Consider the following 10,680-nt stretch of genomic DNA (forward strand, 5'->3'; position numbering starts at 1 on the left):
CGAACGGGGGCCCGGCTGGGCGCCGGCGCAGGCCGGCAAGTCGCGGTCGGGCGCGGGAACCGGCTGCCTCCGCCGGCCCGACCGGCTGGCTTTACTTGCGATTGAGCAGCAGGCCGATCAGCAGACCGGCGCCGGCGGCGATGCCGACCGCGCGCCAGGGGTGGTCATGTACGTAGTCGTCGGTGGCCCGGGCCGCGGCCTTGCTCTTGGTGACGACGGCGTCCTGCAGGTCCTGCGCTTTTTCCTTGGCTTGCTTCAGCAGGCCCATGCCACGCTCGCGCAGTTCGGCGGCCTTCTCGCCGGTGGTCGAGGCGGCTTGCTTGAGCAGCTCCTCGGCATCGGACAGGACGGTTTTGACATCGCTCATCAGTTTCTCCTGGTTGCGGGCGGTTGTTTCGGATAGTTGCATGTTGGCCTTCCTCGCTCTCGTAGGGTGTCTTCGCCTTGCTGCGGTCCAAGCATTTCCTAGGATATGCGGCGCTCAGCAATGGTTTCAAGACAGCGAGTCCTACAAGTCATGTAGGACATCGGCGCAGCGCGATGCAAACCTTAGTGGTTTTGCTCGGCCGGCACGCCGTCAGGCGTCGCGCGCCCGTCCGGCGCGTCCCGATCGCGAGGTGGCGGCGGGTTTCGGCGTCACGCGGAAGTCTTCGACGATTGATTCGGCAAATGACTTCGCGTGATGTTGTAGTGACTTTATATTTGTTTGTGTCTCACCGCAATCGGAATAGACTGGTCTGAGTGCGGGCGCTGGCTTGCCCGGAGGCAAGCATCATTGGACAGACCACTGACGACTGACAGGCAAGGAGGCAAACCATGGCACTGAGGCTAGGCGACATTGCGCCGGACTTCGAACAGGATTCCAGCGAAGGCCGCATCCGCTTTCACGAATGGCTAGGCGACAGCTGGGGCGTGCTGTTCTCCCATCCGGCGGATTTCACGCCGGTCTGCACGACCGAACTGGGCCTGACGGCCAAGCTCAAGGACGAGTTTGCCAAGCGCAACGTCAAGGCGATCGCGCTGTCGGTGGACCCGGTCGAGTCGCACCTGGGCTGGATCCAGGACATCAACGACACGCAGGGCTGCCAGGTCAATTTCCCGATCCTGGCCGACGCCGACCGCAAGGTGTCCGAGCTCTACGACATGATCCATCCGAACGCCAACGAGACGCTGACCGTGCGCTCGCTGTTCGTGATCGATCCGAACAAGAAGGTGCGGCTGATCATTACCTATCCGGCCAGCACCGGCCGCAACTTCAACGAGATCCTGCGCGTCATCGATTCGCTGCAGCTGACCGACAAGCACAGCGTGGCGACGCCGGGCAACTGGCAGCAGGGCGAGGACGTGGTGATCGTGCCGTCGTTGAAGGACGAAGAGGTGATCAAGCAGAAGTTCCCGAAGGGCTACAAGGCGATTCGCCCGTACCTGCGGATGACGCCGCAGCCGGACAAGCAGCAATAAGTGTCCCGGGAACGGAGACAGAAACAGAAACGGTAACGGAAAGAGAAACGAAAACGCCGCCCGGGTCCGCGTGGTGCAAGCGGGCCGAGGCGGCGGCAACGGTGTCGTACCGACGGGTTCGCCCGTCGTCTCCTTGGTAGTGTGCTTTGGCCCGGCGACAGCCGGGCCTTTTTATTGGGCCGTGCGTGCTGGGCCGTGCGTGCGTGCGCGGCCCGGTTCAGCGCAAGGCCGCTCAGAAGAAGGCCTGGATGCCGGTCTGCGCGCGGCCCAGGATCAGCGCGTGGATGTCGTGCGTGCCTTCGTAGGTGTTGACCACCTCGAGGTTGACCACATGGCGGATCACGCCGAACTCGTCCGAGATGCCGTTGCCGCCGAGCATGTCGCGCGCCACGCGGGCGATGTCGAGCGACTTGCCGCACGAATTGCGCTTCATGATCGAGGTGATCTCGACCGCCGCGGTGCCCTCGTCCTTCATCCGGCCCAGGCGCAGGCAGCCCTGCAGGCCCAGCGTGATTTCCGTCTGCATGTCGGCCAGCTTCTTCTGCACCAGCTGGGTCGCGGCCAGCGGGCGGCCGAACTGCTTGCGGTCCAGCGTGTACTGGCGCGCGGTATGCCAGCAGAATTCGGCGGCGCCCAGCGCGCCCCAGGCGATGCCGTAACGGGCCGAGTTCAGGCAGGTGAACGGACCCTTCAGGCCGCTGACGCCCGGCATCAGGTTCTCTTCCGGCACGAACACCTGGTCCATCACGATTTCGCCGGTGATCGAGGTACGCAGGCCGACCTTGCCGTGGATCGCCGGCGCGCTCAGGCCCTTCCAGCCTTTTTCGAGGATGAAGCCGCGGATGGCCTCCTTGCCGTCCTCGCCCATCAGCTTGGCCCACACGACGAACACGTCGGCGATCGGCGAGTTGGTGATCCACATCTTGGCGCCGCTCAGCTCGTAGCCGCCGTCCACCTTCTTCGCGCGCGTCACCATCGAGCCCGGGTCGGAGCCGTGGTTGGGTTCGGTCAGGCCGAAGCAGCCGATCCATTCGCCGGTGGCCAGCTTGGGCAGGTACTTCTGCTTCTGCGCCTCGCTGCCGAATTCGTAGATCGGCACCATCACCAGCGACGACTGCACGCTCATCATCGAGCGATAGCCCGAATCGACGCGCTCGACCTCGCGGGCGATCAGGCCGTAGCTGACGTAGTTCAGCCCCGGGCCGCCGTACTGCTCGGGAATGGTCGGGCCGAGCAGGCCGAGCTCGCCCATCTCGCGGAAGATGGTCGCGTCGGTCTTTTCATGCCGGAACGACTCCAGCACGCGCGGCATCAGCTTGTCCTGGCAGTAGGCCGCGGCGGCGTCGCGCACCATGCGCTCGTCGGCGGTCAGTTGCTGGTCGAGCAGCAGCGGGTCGGCCCAGTGGAATTCGGCGTTGGCGGCCATCGAGGTCTCCTTCGGTAGAGCGGTAAACGCGGGTCAGCGTGATTGAACTTGAAATGGAACGTGGAAATCGGCGCGGCGGACCGGCTGGCGGCGTGCCGCCGGTCTTGTTTTGAGGTTCCGCATTGCGGAACCATGTTCCGATGCGTTAGTATAGCGCAAAGCGTCCGGCCGGCAACAGCCATGTCCTGCCGTCGCGACACGTCCCGAAACGTCCCGACTTTCCTTTCACCGCATCTCAACGCCTTCGACTGAGGAGCCCGCCGTGGCCAACTCCGACGTGCTTTCTGCCGCCGCCCCCGCCGCCCCCGAGGCCAAGCCCGACCGTGCGGCGCGCGAGAGCGATCCGAACTTCGTCACCGCGCTGGCCCGTGGCCTGGAGCTGCTGCGGTGCTTTCGCACCGGCGAGTCGATGCTGGGCAACCAGGACTTCGTACGCCGTACCGGCCTGCCGAAGGCGACCGTCAGCCGCCTGGCCGGCACGCTGGTGCAACTGGGGTATCTGCGCTACGACGAGAGCCTGGGCAAGTACGCGCTGGACGCCGGCGTGCTGGCGCTCGGATTTGCCTACCTGTCGGCCTCCGGCGTGGTAGCGCTGGCGCGGCCCCATATGCTGGCGTTCGCGCAGACGCATGGCGTGTCGGTGTCGCTTGGCAAGCGCGAGCGGCTGGAGGTCATCTATCTGGAGTCGATCCGCAACGATGCCGGCTCGATGCTGGGGCTCGGCGTCGGATCGCGGCTGTCGCTGGTATCAAGCTCGATGGGGCGCGCCTATCTGGCGGCGCTGCCCGGCCCGAAGCGCGAACGCCTGCTGGCCGAATTCGCGCAGGCCTATCCCGAGCAATGGAAGGCGCAGCAGGCGCCGATGCGGGCGGCGGTGGCGGAGGCCGAGCAGCGCGGCTACGCGGCCTCGTTCCGCGACTGGCACCCGGCGATCCACGCCTGCGCGGTGGCATTCCGGCCGATCGGCGAGAAGGACATCCACATGCTTAGCTGCAGCGCGTCGTATGGCAGCGTCGACGAAGCGACGTTCCACCAGACGCTGGCGCCCGCGCTGCGCGCGCTGGCGGCGCGGCTGTCGGAAGGGGCGGGCGGGGCCACGCGCTGAGGGCAGCCGTTCGAGACGCTGAAAGCATCCGAACAACCGGGATGTCGTTACCGCGAAAGCGGGAATCCAGTGTCTTTGAAAGTCAGTGTCTTTGAAAGTCGCTGGGTCCCCGCCTCCGCGGGGACGACTGGTGTTCTGGATTCACGCACCGGTCACAGGTCGGTACGCAGCTTCCACAGTTCGGGGAACAGCACGATGTCGAGCATCTTGCGCAGATAGCCGACGCCCTCGGTGCCGCCGGTGCCGCGCTTGAAGCCGATCACGCGTTCGACCGTGGTGACATGGCGGAAGCGCCATTGGCGGAACGCATCCTCCAGATCGACGAACTTCTCGCCGAGCTCGTACAGCTCCCAGTGCGCCTCGGGCTGGCGATAGACCTCCAGCCACGCCGCCTCGACCGAGGCGTTGTAGCCGGCCGGCTCGGTCCAGTCGCGCTCGAGACAGGCCGCATCGATCGGAAAGCCGCGCCGCGCCATCAGCCGGATCGCCTCGTCGTACAACGACGGCGTGCGCAGCGCCTGCTCGACCAGCGCATGGTGCTGCGGGCGGTGCGCATGCGGGCGCAGCATTGCCGCGTTCTTGTTGCCGAGGATGAATTCGATCTCGCGGTACTGGAACGACTGGAAGCCGGACGACATCCCCAGATAGGGCCGCATCGCCGAATACTCCGGCGGCGTCATCGTCGCCAGCACGTTCCAGGCCTGCACCAGCTGGTCCATGATGCGCGACACCCGCGTCAGCATCTTGAACGCCGGCGGCAGGTCGTCGCGCCGCACCGCCTCGCGCGCGGCGCGCAGCTCATGCAGCATCAGCTTCATCCACAGCTCGGTGGTCTGATGCTGGACGATGAACAGCATCTCGTTGTGATCGGGCGACAGCGGATGCTGGGCGTTCAGGATCTGGTCCAGCGCCAGATAGTCGCCGTAGCTCATCTGCTGGCGCATGTCGAGCTGGGCGCCGTGCCAATCGCCCTCGCCGGAAGGCTCGCCGGAGCGGGGCGCCGCGCCGGACATCGGGCAGCCGCCGTGTCCGGCCCTGGTGTTATCGGATTGCATGGTCATCTCGTTCGCTCGCTGCTCAGGTCACCGCCGTGCGCGTCTGGAAGCGCGCCGCTTCGTAGGCACCGCTGTCGAGCACGTCGCGCAGCACCTCCACCGCATCCCAGACGTCCGCAAAACCAGTGTAGAGCGGCGTGAAGCCGAAGCGGATGATCTGCGGCTCGCGGTAGTCGCCGATCACGCCGCGCTCGATCAGCGCCTGCATCACGGCATAGCCCTGCGGATGGGCGAAGCTGACCTGGCTGCCGCGGCGCGCGTGCTCGCGCGGCGTGACCAGCGTCAGCGGATGGTGGCCGCAGCGCGCTTCCACCAGCGCGATGAACAGGTCGGTCAGCTGCAGCGACTTGGCGCGCAGCGCCTGCATGTCGGTGCGGGCGAAGATCTCCAGCCCGCATTCGACCATCGCCAGCGAGGTCATCGGCTGCGTGCCGCACAGGAAGCGCGAGACGCCGCTGCGCGGGCGATAGTCGGGCTCCATCGCGAACGGCGCGGCGTGGCCCCACCAGCCCGACAGCGGCTGCCAGAACGCGTCGCGCAGCGCCGGCGCGACCCACAGGAACGCTGGCGAACCGGGGCCGCCGTTCAGGTACTTGTAGGTGCAGCCGACCGCGTAGTCGGCGCCGGACTCGCGCAGCGCGACCGGCACCGCGCCGGCCGAATGCGCCAGGTCCCAGACCGTCAGCGCGCCGCGCGCATGCGCCAGCTCGGTCAGCGCCGCCATGTCCAGCATCTCGCCGGTCTTGTAGTTGACGTGGGTCAGCATCAGCACCGCGGTATCGTCGCGCACCGCGGCGTCGATCTCGTCGGGGCTGTCGACCGGTCGCAGCGAATAGCCTTGCTGCAGCAGATCGGCCAGGCCCTGGGCGATATACAGATCGGTCGGGAAGTTGCTGCGCTCGGAGACGATGACCTTGCGGCCCGGCGCGCGCAGGCCCTGCACGCGCAGCGCGGCAGCCAGCACCTTGAACAGGTTGACCGAGGTGGTGTCGGTGACGACGACCTCGTCCGGGCCGGCGCCGACCAGCGGGGCCAGCAGATTGCCCAGGCGCTGCGGCAGCTCGAACCAGCCGGCGGTATTCCAGCTGCGGATCAGGCCTTCGCCCCATTCCTGCTCGACCACCTGGGCGGCGCGGGCCGAGGCCGCGCGCGGGCGGGCGCCCAGCGAATTGCCGTCCAGATAGATCACGCCGTCGGGCAGCGCGAAGGCGTCGCGCAGCGGGCGCAAGGGGTCTTGCCGGTCCAGCGACAGCCAGTGCTCGCGGGTAGTTGCGGTCATGGGTTCCTTGATGAGGGTTGTCGATCGCCGTCGGGGGCGATCGCTGTCAATGCCGGGATGCCGGGCCGGTCGCCGCTCAGCCCAGGCTGCGCAGCACCGCCCGCACCGGGCTCGCGTCGAGTCCGGCAAAGCGCAGCGGCAGCGCGATCAGTTCGTAGTCGCCGGGCGCGACGGCGTCGAGCACCAGTCCTTCGAGAATCGCCATCCGATGCCGGCGCACCATCCGATGCGCGTCCATGGTCTTGGACTGCTGCGGGTCGAGCGACGGTGTGTCGATGCCGATCAGCCGCACGCCGTGTTCGGCCAGCAGCGCGATCGTTTCCGGCGCCACCGCGCAGAAGTCGGGGTCCCATTCGGCCAGCGGCGCGCTGCGGTAGGTCCGCAGCAGCACGCGCGGCGGTGCGCCCGCCAGCGCGCCCGCGACCTGCTCCGGCCGGACCAGCGGCGCGGCGCCGATGCAATGGATCACGCGGCACGGGCCCAGGTACGGGTCCAGATCGACCTCGCCGATCGGCGCGCCGTCGGCCGCGTAGTGCAGCGGCGCGTCGGCATGCGCGCCGGTGTGCGGCGATAGCGTGATGCGGCCGACATTGACTGGGCAGTGCTCGTCCATCTGCCAGGCAGCTTGCTGCTGGAACGGCGTGTCGCCCGGCCATACCGGCGTCGCCGGCGACAGCGGCGGGCTGATGTCCCACAGGCTGCGCGCCGTGGGCGAGGGCGAGGAAGCGGAAAAACCGTCGGACATGGGGCTGGCGCCTCGGCGCGGGGATGGAAGGAATACGGCAGCGGTTCGCGGCAGTGATTCGCTGCCACTCGGCGGTCGCGCCGCTCCCGGCATGATAGTCAAGATTTCGGGAAAGAGGCTTGCTATTTCAACAGCCGACGCACCCATATTTCGAATAGAATTCGAATTATCGGCTGTTCATCGAAAGAATCTTCGACATGACCCTCGACCCCATCGATCTGCGCATCCTGACCTGCCTGCAACAGAACGGCCGCATCAGCAATCAGGACCTGGCCGAGCGCGTGGCGCTGTCGCCGTCGGCCTGCCTGCGGCGGGTGCGGCTGCTGGAAGAAAGTGGCGTGATTGGCGGCTATCGCGCCTGGTTCGACGCCGAGCGGCTGGGGCTGGAGCTGGAGGCGATCGTGCAGGTGTCGATGCGGCCGGCGGTCGAGGGATGGCACGACACCTTCAACGCGGCGGTGCAGTCGTGGCCCGAGGTGCTGTCGGCCTATGTGATCACCGGGGACAGCAACTACATCCTGCGCGTGCAGGCGCGCAACCTGAAGCACTACTCCGACTTCATCGTGAACCGGCTCTATCGGACGCCGGGCGTGATGGATATCCGCTCGAACATCGTGCTGCAGCGGATCAAGACCGAGGGTTCGCCGTTGGCGCTGGTGCAGCCCGGCGCGCCGGGCTAGCAGGCGGCCGGCGAGGAGAGCGCCGCCTGCCTGGCGCTGCCTACCGCCGCGCGTGCAGCGCGATCAGCCGGCGCAGCGTTTCCTTCAGCTGGTCGCCCTGGCTGGCGCCGAACGCGGCCAGTACCTGGGCCTCGTGTTCGGCCGCCTGGACCAGCAGCGGCCGGGCCCGTTCGCGGCCGCGCTCGGTGATCGACACCAGCGCCTGGCGCCGATCGGGTGCGCCTTCGCGGCGTCGCTCGACCAGGCCGTCCGCGGTCATGCGGTCCAGCAGCTTGGTCAGCGTGGGCTGCTTGGTCAGCGTGATATCGGCCAGCGCGCCGACCGTGCAGACGTCGCGGTCGGCCAGCGTCGCCAGCACGCGCCACTCCGGCACGCTCAGGCCCGCCGCCTCGACCTTGCGGTGGAATTCCCCCGATACCAGATGGCTGGCGCGCGCCAGCAGATAGGGCAGATATCCGTCGACGAAGGGCATGGTCACGTTGGGCCGGCCTCGTGGAGAAGCGCGCGCGTTCAGTCGCGCAGCGGGCTGGTGGTGGAGAACTCGCCGCCCTGGAACACCAGCGGCAGGCCGCCGCTGCCATGGATGCCGCAGCGCTCGACCTCGCCGACGAAGATCACGTGGTCGCCCTCGTCGTAGCGGCTGCGGTTGTGGCATTCGAACCAGGCCAGCGCATTGGCCAGAATCGGCAGGCCGGTCGCCGACAACCGGTAGTCGACGCCGGCGAAGCGGTCGCCCTTGAGCGTGGCGAAGCGCTGGCACAGGTCCAGCTGCGTCGCGGCCAGCACGTTGATGATGTAGTGCGAGCCGCCGCGAAACATCGGCAGGCTGTTGGCGCGGGTCGCCATGCTCCACAGCACCAGCGGCGGATCGAGCGAGACCGAATTGAACGAGCTGGCGGTGATGCCGACGAACGGCGGATCGGCCGGCGATTCGCGCATCGCGCGCGTGGTGATGACCGTCACTCCGGTGGCGAACTGCGACAGCGCGCGGCGGAAATGCATCGCGTCGAAGTCCGGCGCGGCGGCTTGGCCGTAAGGCGTCGGGTCCCCGTCAGGCGGGTTGGCGTCGGGAAATCCCATAGGTCGGGTACCGCTGATTTCCATGAAATTTCATATATTATTTGCCGCAGAACGCAGAATCACAAGCGAAGAAACACAAGCGAAGAAACCCCAGCGAAGAAACACAAGCAATCCAATCGGGGCGCGGAATCGCAAACGGCAAGGCGGGACTTTGCTGCGATGCCGCGGAACGCACCGAGGGGCGGGGCCCGGTCCCAATCAGCAGCAGAAGCAGCAGAGGAGGAGCGTCATGCTCGTCGAGCAGATCGAACACCGCTGGCTGGCGGCCTTCCGGCGGACGCTGGAACTGTGCGCGCTTTCCGCGGGTGAAGTTGTCGGCATTGTATCGGAGTCGCAATCCCGACAAGTCATCGTGGACTTGGCCGAGCTGGCCGTGCAGGCGCTGGGCGCGACGCCGATCCGTGTGCGCGTGCCGACCCCGGCGCTGCAGGCGCCGGCGCCAGTGCGCTCGACCGGCGCCAGCGACGCGCTGCAGCAGCTGGAGCCGGTGATCGCGGCGCTGTCGCGCTGCCATCTGGTCCTGGACTGCACCGTCGAAGGCCTGCTGCACGCGCCGGAACTGCCGCGGATCCTGCGGGGCGCCGACGGCGTCGTGCCGCGGCTGCTGATGATCAGCAACGAACATCCCGAGATCCTCGAACGCTGCGTGCCCGATCCCGAACTGGAGACCGGCGTGCGCGCGGCGATGCGGCGGCTGCGCGGTGCATCCGAGATGCGCGTGAGCTCCGGCGCCGGCACGGACCTGCGCATCGGCCTGGCCGGCGCGCGCGTGGGCGGAGTCTGGGGCTATTGCAACAAGCCGGGCCAGGTCGCGCACTGGCCGGGCGGGCTGTGCCTGGCGTTCCCCGCCACCGGGCAGGTCAACGGCACGCTGGTGCTGGCGCCGGGCGACGTCAACCTGACCTTCAAGACCTATCTGCGCGACACCGTGGTCTGCCATGTCGAGCACGACTACATCGTCGGCATCGAGGGCAACGGCGTCGATGCCGACATGATGCGCGGCTACTACGCGGCCTGGGCCGACAAGGAGGGCACGCGCGCCGCCTACGCGGTCTCGCATGTCGGCTGGGGCATGAACCCGCAGGCGCGCTGGGACGCGCTGACCTTCTACGACCGGCGCGATTGCAACGGAACCGAGCTGCGCGCGTTCGCCGGCAATTTCCTCTATTCCACCGGCGCCAACGAAGTGGCCGGCCGCCATACGCTCGGCCATTTCGATCTGCCGCTGCGCGGCTGCACGGTGACGCTCGATGGCGTAGCCGAGGTCGAGCAGGGCCGGCTGGCGGCCATGCCGGGGTGACCCGTCTATCCGCCGATTTGCCTACCCGTTCCAAGACAGGAGCTTCGATGTCCCAGCCTGACTCCCGCCGCGACGCCGATCGCGATGCCACGATCCGCCACGCCAACGGCATCGCCACGCTGGTCCGCGGCGACGGTCCCGTCGCGGTCGTGATGCTGCATGGCATCGGCGGCGGCAAGGCGGCGTGGCCCGCGCAGTTCGACGCGCTCGGCGACGCCGGCTATCGTGCGGTCGCCTGGGACATGCCCGGCTACGGCGACAGCGAGACGATAGCCCCGTACGACTTCGCCGGCCTCGCCGCCGCGCTGGCGCCGGTGCTGCAAGCGGAGCGCGATGCCGGCCGCCGCGTGGTGCTGCTCGGCCACAGCATGGGCGGCATGGTCGCGCAGCAAGCCTGTGCGGCGATGCCCGAGGCGATCGACGGCATGGTGCTGTCGGGCACCTCGCCGGCTTTCGGCAAGGCCGACGGCGACTGGCAGCGCGACTTCATCGCGGCCCGCACCGCGCCGCTCGACGCGGGCCGCACGATGGCCGAGATGGCGGCCGGCC

At 67.9% G+C, this 10,680-nt stretch carries 12 protein-coding genes; 5 read left to right on the forward strand and 7 right to left on the reverse strand.

Features of this window, described 5'->3' with window-relative positions:
- Positions 1–91: 91 nt before the first annotated feature.
- Positions 92–409, reverse strand: a complete 318-nt coding sequence (locus tag B551_RS06040) for a DUF883 family protein (RefSeq protein WP_315904136.1) — start codon at positions 407–409, stop codon at positions 92–94.
- 407 nt (positions 410–816) lie between these two features.
- On the opposite strand from B551_RS06040, the gene B551_RS06045 reads away from it, so the two are divergent.
- Positions 817–1,461, forward strand: a complete 645-nt coding sequence (locus B551_RS06045; protein WP_023263675.1) for a peroxiredoxin — start codon at positions 817–819, stop codon at positions 1,459–1,461.
- Positions 1,462–1,693: 232 nt separating this feature from the next.
- On the opposite strand, the gene B551_RS06050 is transcribed toward B551_RS06045, so the two are convergent.
- On the reverse strand, positions 1,694–2,887 hold the full coding sequence (locus tag B551_RS06050) for an acyl-CoA dehydrogenase (RefSeq protein ID WP_006578460.1): 1,194 nt from the start codon (positions 2,885–2,887) through the stop codon (positions 1,694–1,696).
- A gap of 277 nt (positions 2,888–3,164) precedes the next feature.
- Here B551_RS06050 and B551_RS06055 point away from each other — a divergent pair, with 277 nt between their 5' ends.
- Complete coding sequence (locus tag B551_RS06055) at positions 3,165–3,992, forward strand: IclR family transcriptional regulator (RefSeq protein ID WP_043437677.1); 828 nt, start codon at positions 3,165–3,167, stop codon at positions 3,990–3,992.
- 152 nt (positions 3,993–4,144) lie between these two features.
- Here B551_RS06055 and kynA read toward each other — a convergent pair whose 3' ends face one another.
- The 3 genes from kynA to kynB form a co-directional block, all read right to left on the reverse strand.
- Positions 4,145–5,047: a tryptophan 2,3-dioxygenase gene (gene kynA / locus B551_RS06060; protein WP_043437675.1), complete on the reverse strand. Its 903-nt coding sequence runs from the start codon at positions 5,045–5,047 to the stop codon at positions 4,145–4,147.
- Positions 5,048–5,069: 22 nt separating this feature from the next.
- Positions 5,070–6,326, reverse strand: a complete 1,257-nt coding sequence (kynU, locus tag B551_RS06065) for a kynureninase (protein WP_006578457.1) — start codon at positions 6,324–6,326, stop codon at positions 5,070–5,072.
- Positions 6,327–6,402: 76 nt separating this feature from the next.
- A complete protein-coding gene (gene kynB / locus B551_RS06070) occupies positions 6,403–7,071 on the reverse strand; it encodes an arylformamidase (protein WP_006578456.1) in 669 nt (222 codons plus the stop codon).
- Between the two features lie 197 nt (positions 7,072–7,268).
- On the opposite strand from kynB, the gene B551_RS06075 reads away from it, so the two are divergent.
- Positions 7,269–7,751: an Lrp/AsnC family transcriptional regulator gene (locus B551_RS06075; RefSeq protein WP_006578455.1), complete on the forward strand. Its 483-nt coding sequence runs from the start codon at positions 7,269–7,271 to the stop codon at positions 7,749–7,751.
- A gap of 40 nt (positions 7,752–7,791) precedes the next feature.
- Here B551_RS06075 and B551_RS06080 read toward each other — a convergent pair whose 3' ends face one another.
- Positions 7,792–8,223, reverse strand: a complete 432-nt coding sequence (locus tag B551_RS06080; protein WP_006578454.1) for a MarR family winged helix-turn-helix transcriptional regulator — start codon at positions 8,221–8,223, stop codon at positions 7,792–7,794.
- Between the two features lie 38 nt (positions 8,224–8,261).
- On the reverse strand, positions 8,262–8,831 hold the full coding sequence (locus tag B551_RS06085; RefSeq protein ID WP_006578453.1) for a flavin reductase family protein: 570 nt from the start codon (positions 8,829–8,831) through the stop codon (positions 8,262–8,264).
- A 229-nt stretch (positions 8,832–9,060) separates the two neighbouring features.
- On the opposite strand from B551_RS06085, the gene B551_RS06090 reads away from it, so the two are divergent.
- Together B551_RS06090 and B551_RS06095 are read left to right on the forward strand one after the other, a co-directional pair.
- Positions 9,061–10,131: a M29 family peptidase gene (locus tag B551_RS06090; protein WP_023263676.1), complete on the forward strand. Its 1,071-nt coding sequence runs from the start codon at positions 9,061–9,063 to the stop codon at positions 10,129–10,131.
- 47 nt (positions 10,132–10,178) lie between these two features.
- Positions 10,179–10,680: alpha/beta fold hydrolase (locus B551_RS06095; RefSeq protein WP_023263677.1), on the forward strand; the 502-nt coding region annotated here is incomplete at its 3' end.

The sequence above is a fragment of the Cupriavidus sp. HPC(L) genome (assembly GCF_000307735.3).
In the GTDB taxonomy this organism is placed as follows: domain Bacteria; phylum Pseudomonadota; class Gammaproteobacteria; order Burkholderiales; family Burkholderiaceae; genus Cupriavidus.